This is a genomic window from Simplicispira metamorpha (assembly GCF_004341365.1).
GTDB lineage: Bacteria > Pseudomonadota > Gammaproteobacteria > Burkholderiales > Burkholderiaceae_C > Simplicispira > Simplicispira metamorpha.
The window spans coordinates 1-12,758 of sequence record NZ_SLXH01000032.1 but is presented as its reverse complement, the minus strand read 5'-3'; the positions used below and the strand labels follow the sequence as shown (position 1 = coordinate 12,758).

The 12,758-nt window shown below is 63.6% G+C and carries 12 protein-coding genes and 1 tRNA gene; 4 read left to right on the top strand and 9 right to left on the bottom strand.

Annotated elements, in window-relative coordinates; translation table 11 throughout:
* Positions 1-122 precede the first annotated feature (122 nt).
* Positions 123-767, bottom strand: coding sequence for a lytic transglycosylase domain-containing protein (locus EV674_RS14940; protein ID WP_119014638.1), 645 nt, complete (start codon positions 765-767; stop codon positions 123-125).
* Complete coding sequence (locus EV674_RS14935; protein ID WP_119014637.1) at positions 764-2,509, bottom strand: proline--tRNA ligase; 1,746 nt, start codon at positions 2,507-2,509, stop codon at positions 764-766. Before EV674_RS14935 ends, EV674_RS14940 begins: the two co-directional genes overlap by 4 nt.
* Before the next feature lie 92 nt (positions 2,510-2,601).
* On the opposite strand from EV674_RS14935, the gene EV674_RS14930 reads away from it, so the two are divergent.
* A complete protein-coding gene (locus EV674_RS14930) occupies positions 2,602-3,294 on the top strand; it encodes an RNA pyrophosphohydrolase (RefSeq protein ID WP_119014636.1) in 693 nt (230 codons plus the stop codon).
* A 52-nt stretch (positions 3,295-3,346) separates the two neighbouring features.
* Here the strand turns inward: EV674_RS14930 and proB are convergent, their stop codons facing one another.
* The 4 genes from proB to rplU form a co-directional block, all read right to left on the bottom strand.
* Positions 3,347-4,501 (bottom strand): glutamate 5-kinase, encoded by a 1,155-nt coding sequence (gene proB, locus EV674_RS14925; protein ID WP_119014635.1) that lies wholly within the window; start codon positions 4,499-4,501, stop codon positions 3,347-3,349.
* Positions 4,502-4,603: 102 nt separating this feature from the next.
* On the bottom strand, positions 4,604-5,677 hold the full coding sequence (gene cgtA, locus EV674_RS14920) for an Obg family GTPase CgtA (protein WP_119014634.1): 1,074 nt from the start codon (positions 5,675-5,677) through the stop codon (positions 4,604-4,606).
* A 143-nt stretch (positions 5,678-5,820) separates the two neighbouring features.
* Positions 5,821-6,081 carry a 50S ribosomal protein L27 gene (rpmA, locus tag EV674_RS14915; protein WP_119014633.1) on the bottom strand — a complete coding sequence of 87 codons (261 nt, stop codon included), beginning with the start codon at positions 6,079-6,081 and terminating at the stop codon, positions 5,821-5,823.
* A gap of 15 nt (positions 6,082-6,096) precedes the next feature.
* Positions 6,097-6,408 (bottom strand): 50S ribosomal protein L21, encoded by a 312-nt coding sequence (gene rplU / locus EV674_RS14910; RefSeq protein WP_119014632.1) that lies wholly within the window; start codon positions 6,406-6,408, stop codon positions 6,097-6,099.
* 244 nt (positions 6,409-6,652) lie between these two features.
* On the opposite strand from rplU, the gene EV674_RS14905 reads away from it, so the two are divergent.
* Both EV674_RS14905 and EV674_RS14900 read left to right on the top strand, forming a co-directional pair.
* Complete coding sequence (locus tag EV674_RS14905; RefSeq protein WP_119014652.1) at positions 6,653-7,582, top strand: polyprenyl synthetase family protein; 930 nt, start codon at positions 6,653-6,655, stop codon at positions 7,580-7,582.
* 28 nt (positions 7,583-7,610) lie between these two features.
* Positions 7,611-7,687 (top strand) — tRNA-Pro (locus EV674_RS14900).
* A gap of 84 nt (positions 7,688-7,771) precedes the next feature.
* Here EV674_RS14900 and EV674_RS14895 read toward each other — a convergent pair.
* The 3 genes from EV674_RS14895 to EV674_RS14885 form a co-directional block, all read right to left on the bottom strand.
* Entirely contained in the window at positions 7,772-8,176 is a 405-nt protein-coding gene (locus EV674_RS14895) for a hypothetical protein (protein WP_119014631.1), read from the bottom strand.
* Between the two features lie 23 nt (positions 8,177-8,199).
* On the bottom strand, positions 8,200-9,528 hold the full coding sequence (locus tag EV674_RS14890; RefSeq protein WP_119014630.1) for a phosphatase domain-containing putative toxin: 1,329 nt from the start codon (positions 9,526-9,528) through the stop codon (positions 8,200-8,202).
* A gap of 265 nt (positions 9,529-9,793) precedes the next feature.
* Complete coding sequence (locus tag EV674_RS14885; protein ID WP_119014629.1) at positions 9,794-11,515, bottom strand: ABC transporter permease; 1,722 nt, start codon at positions 11,513-11,515, stop codon at positions 9,794-9,796.
* 23 nt (positions 11,516-11,538) lie between these two features.
* Between EV674_RS14885 and EV674_RS14880 the strand changes: the two genes are divergently transcribed.
* A complete protein-coding gene (locus tag EV674_RS14880; RefSeq protein WP_119014651.1) occupies positions 11,539-12,606 on the top strand; it encodes an ABC transporter ATP-binding protein in 1,068 nt (355 codons plus the stop codon).
* Positions 12,607-12,758 lie beyond the last annotated feature (152 nt).

The following is a 12,758-nucleotide window of genomic DNA, read 5'->3' as shown; positions in this document are numbered from 1 at the left end:
TTGATAGCTACTTGCGCCCACTGCATCAGCGCTGGCGGCCTGTAAAGCCTGAAAAATCGCAACATTCCAGGCCGAAACCACTGCGGCCAAACCAGCCCCAGCGGACAGCCAAAGCCGCCGCGCTACCCGGCGCGCGTGTCGGTGAACAGCCAGTTGCGCTGGGCGGCGAACACGGCATCGGGGTACGGCGCGCGGCCCCGGCTGCCGTTGTAACGCCCCAGGGTCAGGAACAGGTCGCCGCGCTCGCGCTCCAGGTAGTGGCGCAAGATGACGCAGCCAAAGCGCAGGTTGGTCTGCATATGAAACAGCTTGCCCGGGTCGCCATCGCCAATCACGCGCGTCCAGAACGGCATGACCTGCATATAGCCGCGTGCGCCCACGCTGGAGACGGCAAACTTGCGGAACGCGCTTTCCACCTGGATCAGGCCCAGCACCAGCGACACATCCAGCCCGGCACGCTTGGATTCGTACCAGACGGTTTGCAGGAAATCGCGGCGCACCTGCCACTCGGGCTTGCGCCGGCGCAGGCGGTCGCTCATGGTGCCCAGCCAGCGCAGGTAGGCCAGGCGCGCTTCGGTGGTGGGAAAGTCGGGCTCGGGCGGTGCCTGGTTGGCCACGGCAGAACTGAGCGCGGTGCGCACCGAGTCGATCAGCGGCTCTTCCAGCTGGCTGCCCGCGTGGGCAGCGCCGGGCACCGACAACCAGGCGGCAGGCCCGCTCGCCAGCGACACCAGGCAGGCGCGCCGCGAAACCACCCCGGCGCTCATGCGGCCAGGCGGCCCTTGAGGTGGGCCAGAATGTCAGCCGTAGCGACTTTGGTGGCGGCGCTGTCGCGGCGGTGCTGGTACTCGACCTGGCCTTCTTTCAGGCCGCGGTCGCCAATGGTGATGCGGTGGGGCACGCCAATCAACTCCCAGTCGGCAAACATAGCGCCAGGGCGCTCGCCACGGTCGTCCAGGATCACGTCGATGCCCTCGGCCAGCAATTGGGCGTAGAGCGCATCGGCCGCCTCTTTGACCGCCGGGAAGCGATCGGGCGTGATGGGGCACAGCACCACGGTGAACGGCGCAATGGCGTCGGGCCAGATGATGCCGCGCTCGTCGTGGCTTTGCTCGATGGCGGCGGCGGGCAGGCGGGTGATGCCGATGCCGTAGCAGCCCATTTCAAAGAAAGCGGGTTTGCCGTCTTCGGCCAGGAAAGTGGCATTCATGGCCTGGCTGTATTTGGTGCCCAGGTAGAACACATGGCCCACTTCGATACCGCGCTCAATGGCCAGCTCGCCCTGGCCATCGGGAGACAGGTCGCCCGCGACCACGTTGCGCAGGTCAGCCACCACGGTGGGCTCGGGCAGGTCGCGGCCCCAGTTGACGCCGGTGGTGTGGAAGTCAGGCTCGTTGGCGCCGCAAATCCAGTCGGCCATGACGGCCACGTCGCGGTCCACCACCAAATTGACCGGCTGGCACAGGTTCAGTGGCCCCAGGTAGCCGGGCTTGCAGCCAAAGTGCTGCTCGACCTCGGCCACGGTGGCAAAGCGAAAGCCCTTGTCCAACCCAGGCACCTTGGCCACTTTGATCTCGTTCATGTCGTGGTCGCCGCGCAGCAGCAGCAGCCAGACCTGCGACTTGGTGATTTCGCCCGCTTCGTTGGTTTCATCGGTGGCCAACACCAGCGATTTGACCGTGGTGGCCAGCGGCACACCCAGCAGCGCAGCCACGTCGGGGCAGGTGCTTTGGCCGGGGGTGGACACTTTGGCCAGGGCCTGCGTGGCAGCCGGGCGCGGGCCGGTGGGCGCCAGCGCCTCGGCCTTTTCGATGTTGGCGGCGTAGTCGCTGTGCGGGCAATAGACGATGGCGTCTTCGCCGGTAGCGGCAATCACCTGGAATTCTTCGCTCAGGTCGCCACCGATGGCGCCGCTGTCGGCGGCCACAGCGCGGTAGGTGAGGCCAAATCGGTCAAAAATGCGGCGGTAAGCGCCCGCCATGACCTGGTAGCTGGCCTTGGCCGATGCCTGGTCGCGGTCAAAACTGTAGGCGTCCTTCATGGTGAACTCGCGCCCACGCATCAGGCCAAAACGCGGACGGCGCTCGTCGCGGAATTTGGTCTGGATCTGGTAGAAGTTTTTCGGCAGCTGCTTGTAGCTGCGCAGTTCCTGGCGTGCGATGTCAGTAACCACTTCTTCGCTGGTAGGCTGGATGACGAAGTCGCGCCCATGGCGGTCGCGGATGCGCATCATCTCGGGACCCATTTTGTCGAAGCGGCCGGTTTCTTGCCACAGCTCAGCGGGCTGCACCACGGGCATGGTCAGCTCCACGGCACCGGCGCGGTTCATTTCTTCGCGCACGATGGCTTCGACCTTGCGCACCACCCGCAGGCCCATGGGCATGTAACTGTAAATACCGGCGCCCAGCTTTTTGATCAACCCGGCACGGGTCATGAGCTGGTGGCTGACCACTTCGGCATCGGCCGGAGCTTCTTTGAGGGTGGAAATAAAGAACTGGGATGCTTTCATCGGAGCAATGTCTGGCCCATAGGGGAAGGTTCCCTTGCCGCCCGCAGGGGGCCGTGCATAATGGACTCAGTTTAAAAATTTGGGGTTTGATTATGCTTGACCGGGACGGCTTTCGGCCGAACGTCGGCATCATCCTGCTCAACCAGAAGAACCAGGTGTTCTGGGGCAAACGCATACGCACCCACAGCTGGCAGTTTCCGCAAGGTGGCATTGACCGGGGTGAATCCCCCGAACAGGCCATGTTCCGCGAGCTGCACGAAGAAGTGGGGCTACAGCCCAACCACGTGCGCGTGGTGGCCCGAACCCGGGACTGGTTGCGCTACGAGGTGCCTGACCGGTACATCCGGCGCGATGCGCGGGGACACTACAAGGGCCAAAAGCAAATTTGGTATCTGCTGCAACTGATCGGCTACGACTGGGATTTGAACCTGCGTGCCACCAACCACCCGGAGTTCGACGCTTGGCGCTGGAACGATTACTGGGTACCGCTGGATGTGGTGGTGGAGTTCAAGCGCGGCGTCTATGAAATGGCGCTGACCGAACTGGCGCGCTTTCTGCCACGCCACGAGCAGCGCAACCGCTACCTGCGCAGCGGCATGCGCGGGCGCGATTACGACCACGAACACATCGGTGGCCTTCTGCACCGACACGGCCCGTTGCTGGCCCACCATGGAATAGAGCTGCCGCCCGGAGCCAGCTTCGACCCTGATCCGCAAACCAGCCTCACGGCGGCAGCGCAGTCAGCGCCCTCCGATACGGCGGCGGGCAACAACACGGCCACCTGAGCAGCCGATGCACGGCCAGACCCAGGCCACGCACGGCCTTGGCTCTGGCAGTTCAACCGCCCATCAGCACCAGATTGTCGCGGTGCACCATCTCTGGCTCGGCACTGTAGCCCAGCAATGCTTCAAATTCTGGCGATGGCTTGCGGCACAGCAAGCGCGCTTCAGCGCTGGCGTAGTTGGCCAGGCCGCGGGCAATCTCGGCACCGCCATGGTCGCGTACCGCAATCACATCGCCACGCGAGAACTCGCCCTCCACCGCCGTCATACCAATGGGCAGCAGGCTTTTACCCTCATGGCGCAGCTTGGCGGCGGCGCCTTCGTCCACCACCACGGCACCACGCAATTGCAAGTGGTCAGCCATCCATTGTTTGCGCGCTTGCGTCTTGGCCGTCTGGGCGACCAGCAGGGTGCCGATACTTTCGCCCTGGGCCAGCCGCAGCAGCACATCGGGCTCGCGCCCCCAGGCAATCACCGTCGAGGCACCGGAACCGGCTGCGCGTTTGGCCGCCAGAATTTTGGTGATCATGCCGCCCTTGCCAATGCTGGAGCCTGCCCCACCGGCCATGGCTTCAAGGGCCGCATCGCCCGCCTGGGCTTCATGCACGAACTGCGCCGCCGGATCACGGCGCGGGTCGGCGGTGTAGAGGCCCTTTTGGTCGGTCAGGATGACCAGCGCATCGGCCTCCACGAGGTTGGCCACCAGCGCGCCCAGCGTGTCGTTGTCGCCAAACTTGATTTCATCATTGACGACGGTGTCGTTCTCGTTGATGACCGGCACCACGCCCAAGCCCAGCAGCGTCAGCAGCGTGCTGCGCGCGTTCAGGTAGCGCTCGCGGTCGGCCAGGTCGGCGTGCGTGAGCAGCACCTGGGCGCTGCCCATGCGGTGCTCACGCAACTTGGTTTCGTACATTTGCGCCAAGCCCATTTGCCCCACCGCTGCGGCGGCCTGCAACTCATGGATTTCTTTGGGCCGTGCCGTCCAGCCCAGGCGCTTCATGCCCTCGGCAATGGCGCCGCTGGAGACCATGATGACCTCGCGCGGCGCACCCACGCCATCGCCGCGTACCAGCGCTGCCAGTTGGCGGCTCCATTCACCGATGGCGGTTTCATCCAGACCGCGGCCTTCGTTGGTCACAAGACTGGAGCCCACCTTCACCACAATGCGGCGTGCATCGCGCAACACGCCCGAAGTTTGGTTTTGAGTCATTTTGGCTTCTAACGCTGATGTAGCAAGCGCGAGCAGCTACAAATTAAATAGCAAACAAGGAAATCCGAACCGTGCCACGGCAGCCGTGGCACGGGCCAGGCGTCACGCTGGATCGCCGCCGGCAAAGCGCGGATCGACTTCCTCCACCGGCGCTTGCTCGGCCACTTGCTGGGCCTTGACATGGCGGTAAATGGCGTGGATCAGCGGTTCACAGCCCTCGCGCGTCAGGGCCGAAATCTCGAACACCGGGCCCTTCCACTTGAAGCGTTTGACGAAATCGGCCACGCGCGCAGCCCGCTCGTCCAAGGGCACCATGTCCAGCTTGTTCAGCACCAGCCAGCGCGGCTTGTCGTACAGGGCCTTGTCGTATTTTTTCAGCTCGTTGACGATGGCCTTGGCCTGCGCCACCGGATCGACCGCATCATCAAACGGCGCCATGTCGATGACGTGCAGCAGCAAGCGTGTGCGTTGCAGATGGCGCAAGAACTGGTGGCCCAGGCCCGCGCCCTCCGAGGCACCCTCGATCAGCCCGGGGATGTCGGCAATGACAAAACTCTGCTCGGGTGCTACGCGCACCACGCCCAGGTTGGGGTGCAGCGTGGTGAAGGGGTAATCGGCAATTTTGGGCCGTGCGTTCGACACGGCGGCAATCAAGGTGGATTTGCCTGCGTTGGGCATGCCCAGCAGGCCCACATCGGCCAGCACCTTGAGTTCGAGCTTGAGGCTTTTGCGGTCACCGGGCCAACCGGGGGTTTTCTGGCGGGGTGCGCGGTTGATGGCGCTCTTGAAGCGCAGGTTGCCAAAGCCGCCATCGCCCCCCTTGGCGATGGTGATGACCTCGCCGGGCGTGAGCAACTCGTAGAGCACCTCACCGGTTTCGGCATCGGAAATGATGGTGCCCACGGGCATTTTGAGGGTGATGTCGCTGCCAGCGGCGCCGAACATGTCTGACCCCATGCCGTGCTCACCGCGCTTGGCCTCGTGGCGTCGGGAGTAGCGGTAATCGACCAGCGTGTTCAGATTGGGGTCGGCCACGGCGAACACATGCCCACCTCGCCCCCCATCGCCACCGTTGGGGCCACCGAATTCCTTGTATTTTTCGTGCCGGAACGACACGCAACCATTGCCGCCATCACCGGCGGCAATGTCTATGTAGGCTTCGTCAACGAATTTCATAAGGTTTCCAGTTTACAAAACGGCGGCTTGGGCCTGCGCAGCGCCAGCCAAAAAGCACAAAGCCCCGGCGGTGCGGGGCGCGTGCCTGAAAAAGCAAAGCCCCGACCAGGCGGGGCTCAGGAAGCAGCTGAAGCGCTCGCGCCTCAGGCTGCAGCAGTCACGTTGACCGTGTGCTTGGACAAAGCGCCCTTGGTAGCAAACGACACGTGGCCATCGACCAGTGCAAACAACGTGTGGTCTTTGCCCACGCCGACGTTGACGCCGGGGTGGAACTTGGTGCCACGCTGGCGAACGATGATGGAGCCAGCGCTGATCAGTTCACCGCCGAAAGCCTTCACACCGAGCATTTTGGGCTTGGAATCGCGCCCGTTTCGCGTAGAGCCGCCGCCTTTTTTCTGTGCCATGACTGAAGCTCCTTATTAAGCAGCGATGTCGCCGATTTGCAGTTCAGTGAACTGCTGGCGGTGACCTTGGCGTTTTTGGTAGTGCTTGCGACGGCGCATCTTGAAGATGTGCACTTTGTCGTGCTTGCCGTGTGCCACGACTGTGGCTTTCACAGTAGCGCCGGACACCAGGGGCGTACCCACCTTCAGTTCAGCGCCGTTTCCGACGGCCAGAACCTGGTCGATGACGATTTCCTGGCCTACGTCCGCAGCAATCTGTTCTACTTTAATTTTTTCGCCGGAAGCAACGCGATACTGCTTGCCGCCGGTTTTTATGACCGCGTACATGTTGACCTCTTGGGTTGTGAGTTTCCACGAAAGAATTTTCACGGAACCCGGCATTCTAGCAGCCAGACAAATTCTTTCAAGCCGTTTGCAGCAACGCACCGGCATGCACGCCAGTGCAGTCACAGCGGCACACAGCTTCCTATAATTCGACACACCGCTAGCGACCACCATCTTGACTGCTCCCGCCCCCACCACCTCCCGGCCCTCCAGCCCCTCCGCCCCCCTGACCCTGATCGCCGACGGCATGCGCGAAGTCGATCAGGTTATTGCCAGCCGCCTGGCCTCGGGCGTACCACTGGTGGGTCAGATCTCGCACTACATCATCGCAGCGGGCGGCAAACGGCTGCGCCCGGCACTGCTGTTGATGGTCTGTGGTGCCCTGGGGTACCAAAACTCCCTGCGCTTTTCCCTGGCGGCCGTGGTCGAGTTCATCCACACGGCCACGCTGCTGCACGACGATGTGGTGGATGACTCCACCTTGCGCCGTGGGCGTCCTACGGCCAACGAAACTTTTGGCAACCCCGCCAGTGTGCTGGTTGGCGACTTTTTGTACTCGCGCGCGTTCCAGATGATGGTCGAGGCAGGGCAGATGCGCATCATGCAAATCCTGGCCGAAGCCACCAACATCATTGCCGAAGGCGAGGTACTGCAGCTGATGAACATGCACGACGCCTCGCTCGATGAAGAAGGCTACCTGCTGGTCATTCGCTCCAAGACGGCCAAGTTGTTTGAGGCCAGCGCCCGCCTGGGCGCTGTGCTGGCAGGCAGCCCGGCTGATGTGGAAGACGCCTGCGCCACTTACGGCCAAGCCCTGGGCACGGCCTTCCAGATCATTGATGACGTGCTGGACTACGACGGCGACGCCACAGAGCTGGGCAAAAACCTGGGCGACGACCTGCGCGAAGGCAAGGCCACCCTGCCCCTCATCATCGCCATGCAACGGGCATCGGCCAGCGATGCAGCGCTGGTACGCCAAGCCATTGAGAACGGCAGTACCGACCAGTTGGAAACCATCGCCAACATTGTTCGACAGACCGGCGCCCTGGTGGCAGCGCGTGAAGCCGCCGCCAGTGAAGCCCGCCGAGCCATTGCCGCCCTGGGCGCCTTGCCAGCCAATGAATACTCAGCCAATTTGCTACAATTAGCGGCTCAACTTTTGGATCGCCGCACCTGAAAACGCATGGCTCGCGGTACCAAAGTATCGGGGTGTAGCTTAGCCAGGTAGAGCGCTACGTTCGGGACGTAGAGGCCGGAAGTTCGAATCTTCTCACCCCGACCACGAGATAAAACAAAGCCCGCCAACTCAGACCAGTTGGCGGGCTTTTTCATAGAACCCATGCGCAAAGCGCATGGCCCGCAGGGCTCAAAAAGCGGCTTCCAGCGCTGGCATGGCCAGACGCGCACGGATCAGGGCCATGCCCAGATTGGCGGTTTTGCGGCATACAAAGACAGCCACGTAATCAGGATTGCTTTTACCGCGCAGGAAGATGTGGATCAGGTTCTCGCTGTTGACAATGATTTCCTGAAAATAATGGTACTGGCCTTCTTGCAAACCACGCGCCTTGGTGAACATGCGCTCGATGATCGAGACGCTCTCGCCATTGAACAAGTCACCCGTGGCGGCAGCCAGCAGATCAATCACTTGCCGGGGGTGTGAGTCCACGGTTTTCATCGATAGCAACATGCCGCTGGCTACGTCCACATAGCCTGCGGCGACGCATTCAGGCACGGTAGTGGCGGCTTGGCTCAAGGCGATATCAAGGGTCATGGGATGTGGTCTTTCTCAAGTAGTTACAGCATTTTTTTCAGAATCGTTTCCTCGTAGTGCTGCAAAAAGGCTTCCTGCCCCGGGCTTTGCACATACTGAGGATCGAGCAGGCGCACACGGCGCAGTGCCTCGGAGGCAGTCAGGCCAGCGCGCACCAGCCATGCAGCCAGCACGGTACCGGTGCGGCCAATGCCAGCCAAGCAATGCACGGCCAGCACCTGGCCTTGGGCCAGGAGGTTCTCCATGCGCTTGAGCAGCATCTGGATTTGGGCCACCGTGGGCGACTCACGGTCATACACAGGCAAGTGCAAATTACGCAGGCCATGGCGGTGCAAAGGCTCTTGGGGCAGGTCTTCTTCGGTCAAGGTGATGAGCATGGTGACCCCCATGCGCCGCAAAGCGGCCAAGTCATGGTCGATGCTGTGGGTGGCGCCCGGCAAAGGTGTTCCGGCCAGTTGCCCCGGCACCAGCCAGGTAAAGCCAGAGGGGCCTTGCGCTCCAGGAGCTGCATCCTGCGCAGCCGCTGCGGCCATCGCTTCCTGGACAGGACAAGTCCAGAACGTGGATGCGGCCTCTGCGGCTAACGGCGCCGCCACTTCGGCACCCGGTGCAGGCGCCCCCCCCGTACCGATGAAGTGCTGCCCTGCGCTGGAGTGGGGCATGAGCACAAAATCTTCCACCGGGCGCACTTCCTGTACACGCCCACGCTCAAGCACCACCACATGCTGCGCCACCATTTGCACATGGCGCGGGCTGTCGAGTGTGAGCAAAATTGCAGAAGTGCGGGCCAGAATGCGCAGCAGGTCCAACAACAAATAGGCTTCGTAATCGGGCAAATCGGTGATGGGCTCGTCCACCAGCAACAAAGCGGGCTCGCACACGGCCTCACGCAACAAGGCCAGGGCCCGCTGCTGCACAGCGGGCAGCTCCATGGTGGGGAGGTCAAACGCCTGCTCGAGCTCGTGAAAACCCATGCGCTCGACATACTGCCCGCACCACTGGCGTGGCGACATCCCCTCCTGTGCCCAGCGTGGGGGGGCATATTCCAGCAAAGCGTCCAGGGTGCTGGCCATCATCGCGCGGGCGTTGAGCTGGGCCAGCCGGGGGCGGTGGCCATCGGCCAGTGCGCGTCCTTGGTAGAGCACACGGCCCTGCTCCTGGTAGCGCTGGTTGGCAAAATTCAGACCCGCCAGAGAACGCAAAAGGCACGATTTACCAGCGCCCACCGGGCCCAGCAAAGCGGTGACGGACAAGGCAGGCACGCCAAACTCCAAGTCGGACAAGACCACCTTGGGCCCAAAAGCCACACCAAACCCGTCCACGGACAAGCACGGCAAGTGCGCATGCGGCATCGTTCATTCTCCTTGTTGATGTCATCGGCACCCATCCACAAGGGGCGCGCACTACCGTGTGCGAATCCAAATCCTCTGGATCAAGTCAAGGTTTCACACAACTGCCATAGTTTAAGAGATGCATCTACTGGGATCTTCACGGAGAAAAAAGCAGCAAAGCTTTGACCACCAGGATTGACAGGCAAGCGCTTTCTGTACAGCCGACTGCCAGCACGGTCATTGGGCGCTGGAGGGAGCGCGTTGGCGCCTTGGTGGAGCAGCAGGCTTACAGTGCAGCCTGTGATGCACTGGCCGGTGCGCGCAGTGTGCGACTGAGCAGCACCACCGGCACCAAACCAACGGCCACCAGCGCCAGCGAGGGCAAGGCAGCCTCGCCCAGCCGCTCATCGCGGGCCAGTTGGTAGGCCACCACGGCCAGGGTGTCGCTGTTGAAGGGGCGCAGCACCATGGTGGCGGGCAACTCTTTCATGACATCGACAAACACCAACAGCGCGGCCGCTGCCGTCGAGCGCTGCAAAAGCGGCCAGTGCACCTGCGCCATCAGGCGCACACTGCCAGCGCCCAGCATGCGTGCCGAGTCGTCCAGGCTGACCGGGATGCGCGCATAGCCACTTTGCACCGACTGCAAAGCCACGGCGCAAAAGCGCACCAGATAGGCCCAGACAATGCCCAGCGCCGTGGTGGTCACCAACGCGCCCACGCCCCAGTGCGGCGCCTGCTCCTGCACCCAGCCCACCGGCAGCAGCAGGCCCACCACGATCACCGCGCCGGGCACGGCGTAACCTACGCCAGCCAGTTGCACCACGCCGCGCGTGAGCACGTCGGGGCGGCGGCGTACGGCAAAAGCCAGCGCCAGCGCCACTGCCACCGCCAGGCCCGCCGTGATGCCGCCCAGGCGCACACTGTTCCAGGCCCACTCCAAAAAGCGCTCCCAGGGCAATACCGACCAATCGGCAGCCAATGGCCGCAGCATGAACGCCACCGGCGCGACAAAGCCCATGAGCACCGGCACGGTGCAGATGCTCCAGGCCAGCCCGCGTGCCACGCCCCGCAGCGCTACGGGCTGGGCCTCAGCGGCGCCCGCGTGGCCCACGCCCTTGGCAGTGAAGCGCATGCGCCGCTCGGCACGGTACTCCAGCCACAGCAGCAGCAGCACCAAAGCCAGCAGCATGGTGGCCAACTGGGCAGCGGCCAAACGGTTGTCCATGGACAGCCAGGCTTTGAGGATGCCAGTGGTGAAGGTCTGGATACCGAAGTAGCTGGTCACGCCAAAATCGGCCAGGGTTTCCATCAACGCCAGCGCCACCCCGGCGGCCACTGCCGGGCGCGCCAGAGGCAGCGCCACGGTGGCAATGCGACGGCGCAAAGGCGCCCCCAGCAAACGCGCGGCCTCCATCAAATGTGCGGCGCGCTCGCCCAGCGCTGTGCGCGCCAGCAGGTACACATACGGGTAAAGCGAGAAGGTGAACACCCAGACAGCTCCCCACAGGCTGCGCACTTCGGGCAGCAGGCGCCCCTCCAGCCCAAAAGCCTCGCGCAGCCCGACCTGTAGCGGCCCGCTGAATTGCAAAAAATCGGTATAGGCATACGCAGTGACGTAAGCCGGCATCGCCAGCGGCAGCAGCAACAGCCACTCGAACACACGCCGCCCAGGAAACTCAAACAACGTCACGGCCGCCGCCGTGGCCGTGCCCACCACCGCCGCCCCCACCGCCACCCACAGGCCCAGCCACAGCGTTGTCCAGACGTAGCCGGGCAGCACGGTGGCCGCCATCTCCCGCAGCAGAGCACCCGTGGGGACATGGCTGTCCCCCCAGGGCAGCCATGCGGCCAGCAAAGCCAACACGGGCAGCGCCAGCAGGCCAGCCAGCAAGATCAGGGGAATGGTGCGCAGGGCGGCAAAGGGTCGGTGCAAGATGACGGGCTCGGTGGGGAATCGGACGGCTGCCAGAGCCGGTGCAGCAATGCAAATGCGAATTCTAAGCATTCGCCCGCCCTACAATGGCAGCCATGTTTCTGGCCGTCTCCCAACTCCAAGTGCGCTACGCCGGTCAGGCACAGCCTGCGGTGCGCGGCGTGACCCTGGGCCTGCGTGCAGGCCAGATCGGCGTACTGATCGGCCCCTCGGGCTGCGGCAAGACCACCCTGCTGCGCTGCGTGGCCGGCCTGGAGAGCGTGAGCGCAGGCTCCATCCACCTCAACCAGCAACTGGTGGGCGCCCCAGAACACAGCCTGCCGCCCGAGCAGCGCCGCATGGGCATGGTGTTCCAAGACTACGCCCTGTTTCCGCACCTGAGCGTGGGCCGCAACATCGCCTTTGGTTTGCACGGCATGGCGCGCGCCGAACAGGATGCGCGCGTGGCCGAGGTACTGCAACTGGTGGGGCTGGAGGGCAGCCAGAACCGCTTTCCGCACGAGCTGTCGGGTGGCCAGCAGCAGCGCGTGGCGCTGGCACGGGCGCTGGCACCGCGCCCCCAATTGATGCTGCTGGACGAGCCCTTCTCCAACCTGGACGTGGACTTGCGCGAGCGCCTGGCCCACGAAGTGCGCGGCATCCTCAAGGCGGCGGGCGCCACGGCGCTGTTTGTCACGCACGACCAGCTCGAAGCCTTTGCCATCGGCGACGTGATTGGCGTCATGAACCAGGGCCAGCTGCACCAGTGGGACGATGCCTACACGCTCTACCACCGTCCGGCCACGCGCTTTGTGGCCGACTTCATCGGCCACGGCGTGTTTGCCCCGGCCACACTGGAGCAGCAGGCCAGCGGCGTGGTCGTGCGCACCCCTTTGGGCGACCTGGCCAACCTGACCGAATGCCCGCTGCCGTCCAGCTACCCCGGCGGCGAATGCGATGTGCTGCTGCGCGCCGACGACATCGTTCACGACGACAACGCCCCCGTGAAGGCGCAGATTGTGCGCAAGGCGTTTCGGGGCTCGGAGTTTCTCTACACCCTGCGCCTGGCCAGCGGCCAGACCATGCTGGCCCACGTGCCCAGCCACCACGACCACGCACTGGGCGAGTGGATAGGCATCCGCGCGCAGATGGACCATGTGGTGACGTTCGCGCGCGAAGCCTGAGCGCACGGGCTGGCGCCTTCCCCTCCTGCGCACCAGCCACTATTTTTCAGATCAAATCGGGGATTGCTAAATAGGTATCTCAATAGCCTGATTCCACAGTCGTTCGCTGACAAGCGCGCCCGTCTGGGGCTGTAGTTGGGCCCCAAACTTGC

Excerpts from the sequence above, each read along its gene's own strand:
- EV674_RS14935 (WP_119014637.1), bottom strand. The coding sequence starts at position 2,509 with ATGAAAGCATCCCAGTTCTTTATTTCCACCCTCAAAGAAGCTCCGGCC.
- rpmA (WP_119014633.1), bottom strand. The coding sequence starts at position 6,081 with ATGGCACAGAAAAAAGGCGGCGGCTCTACGCGAAACGGGCGCGATTCC.
- EV674_RS14940 (WP_119014638.1), bottom strand. The coding sequence starts at position 767 with ATGAGCGCCGGGGTGGTTTCGCGGCGCGCCTGCCTGGTGTCGCTGGCG.
- EV674_RS14895 (WP_119014631.1), bottom strand. The coding sequence starts at position 8,176 with ATGACCCTTGATATCGCCTTGAGCCAAGCCGCCACTACCGTGCCTGAA.
- EV674_RS14885 (WP_119014629.1), bottom strand. The coding sequence starts at position 11,515 with ATGCTTAGAATTCGCATTTGCATTGCTGCACCGGCTCTGGCAGCCGTC.
- EV674_RS14890 (WP_119014630.1), bottom strand. The coding sequence starts at position 9,528 with ATGCCGCATGCGCACTTGCCGTGCTTGTCCGTGGACGGGTTTGGTGTG.
- rplU (WP_119014632.1), bottom strand. The coding sequence starts at position 6,408 with ATGTACGCGGTCATAAAAACCGGCGGCAAGCAGTATCGCGTTGCTTCC.
- EV674_RS14905 (WP_119014652.1), top strand. The coding sequence starts at position 6,653 with ATGCGCGAAGTCGATCAGGTTATTGCCAGCCGCCTGGCCTCGGGCGTA.
- EV674_RS14930 (WP_119014636.1), top strand. The coding sequence starts at position 2,602 with ATGCTTGACCGGGACGGCTTTCGGCCGAACGTCGGCATCATCCTGCTC.
- cgtA (WP_119014634.1), bottom strand. The coding sequence starts at position 5,677 with ATGAAATTCGTTGACGAAGCCTACATAGACATTGCCGCCGGTGATGGC.
- proB (WP_119014635.1), bottom strand. The coding sequence starts at position 4,501 with ATGACTCAAAACCAAACTTCGGGCGTGTTGCGCGATGCACGCCGCATT.
- EV674_RS14880 (WP_119014651.1), top strand. The coding sequence starts at position 11,539 with ATGTTTCTGGCCGTCTCCCAACTCCAAGTGCGCTACGCCGGTCAGGCA.